At 67.8% G+C, this 1,287-nt stretch carries 2 protein-coding genes; one reads left to right on the plus strand and one right to left on the minus strand.

The annotated features are described in order from the left end of the window. The first annotated feature begins 79 nt into the window (after positions 1–79). Positions 80–436 carry a hypothetical protein gene (locus tag ACWEQO_RS34780; protein WP_452986498.1) on the plus strand — a complete coding sequence of 119 codons (357 nt, stop codon included), beginning with the start codon at positions 80–82 and terminating at the stop codon, positions 434–436. Here the strand turns inward: ACWEQO_RS34780 and ACWEQO_RS34785 are convergent. After that, positions 426–1,246 (minus strand): IS5 family transposase gene (locus ACWEQO_RS34785; protein WP_452986499.1). Its coding sequence is split into 2 segments (ribosomal slippage): positions 426–896 and positions 899–1,246, totalling 819 coding nucleotides; the frame shifts between segments, so codons are not numbered across the junction. The genes ACWEQO_RS34780 and ACWEQO_RS34785 overlap by 11 nt on opposite strands. Positions 1,247–1,287 lie beyond the last annotated feature (41 nt).

A 1,287-nucleotide genomic window follows, 5' to 3' on the forward strand; every position in this document is an offset into this window, starting at 1 on the left:
AGACGTCGTTTCTTATGGCTGAGGCTCGTGTCGTCGACCGGCCAGGTGGGTGTCGGTGCGATGTGGAAGTCTCCGGGGCATGAGCTACGACCTTGCTGTCTGGGAAGGCGAGGGGCCGGCGGATGACAAGACCGCCGGCCAGGCCTTCAGTGCCCTGTACCACCGCTACATCGACGGCGAGGTGGAGGAGCCTCCCTCCGAACGCATCGCGGCTTACGTGGCTGCGCTGCTTGCGCGGTGGTGCGATCTCACCGAGGACGAGGAGGACACCTCGCCCTGGTCGACTGGCCCGCTGATCGGCGAGGCCAGTGGTCCGCTGATCTATTTCCCCATGCGGTGGAGCATGGCCGAGGAGGCGTCGGCCTACGCGGCAGCGGTGGCGGAGTCCATGGGGCTGGTCTGCTTCGATGTGCAGCAGGACCGGCTCAGGCCGTGAGCAGGGGCGTTAACCGGCGGTAGCCGATGAGGGCTGCGGCTATGCCGACGAAGGCAAGGAAGTGTTCGGCCTTGCGCTCGTACCGCCGGTGGAGGCGACGGCAGCCGGCCAGCCAGGACACGGTTCTTTCGACCACCCAGCGATGTCGGCCCAGCCGCTGCGAGGACTCGACGCCCTTGCGAGCGATGCGATGGCGGATGCCCCGCTGACCGAGCCATCGACGTAGGTGGTCGTAGTCGTATCCCTTGTCCGCGTGCAGTTTCGCCGGCCGCCGACGCCTGGGCCCACGGCGGGACCGGATGGGCGGGATGCCGCGCACAAGCGGCTCCAGGCCCTGGCTGTCGTGCATGTTCGCGCCGGAGATGCCCAGAGACAGCGGCAGCCCGTTCCGGTCACAGATCAGGTGGATCTTCGATCCAAGCTTGCCGCGGTCGGTCGGATTCGGTCCCGTCAATGGCCCCCTTTTGCAGCCCGCAGACTGACGGAGTCGATCGCGCACCGCGACCAGTCCAGCTCGCCCCGCGCCCCGAGTTCGTCGAGGATCACGCGGTGGAGCCGGGCCCAGACGCGGTCCCGGCTCCACTGGGCGAACCGGCGGTAGACCGTGGGCCAGGCGGGGCCGAACACCGGCGGCAGCTGCCGCCATGTGCAGCCCGACGTCGTCACGAAGATGATCGCGGCCAGGGCTTCGCGGTCACCTGCCCGACGTCGACCACCGCCCTGCGGGCGTATTACCACCGTTGGCGGCACCACTCGCCTGAACAGCACCCACAACTCATCCGGTACCAGCCGCTCAACGAGATCCGTCATGCACGGTCCAACGAACGATCACGCCATAAGAAACGACGTCT

Source organism: Streptomyces sp. NPDC004051, from assembly GCF_053604275.1.

Excerpts from the sequence above, each read along its gene's own strand:
- ACWEQO_RS34780 (WP_452986498.1), top strand. The coding sequence starts at position 80 with ATGAGCTACGACCTTGCTGTCTGGGAAGGCGAGGGGCCGGCGGATGAC.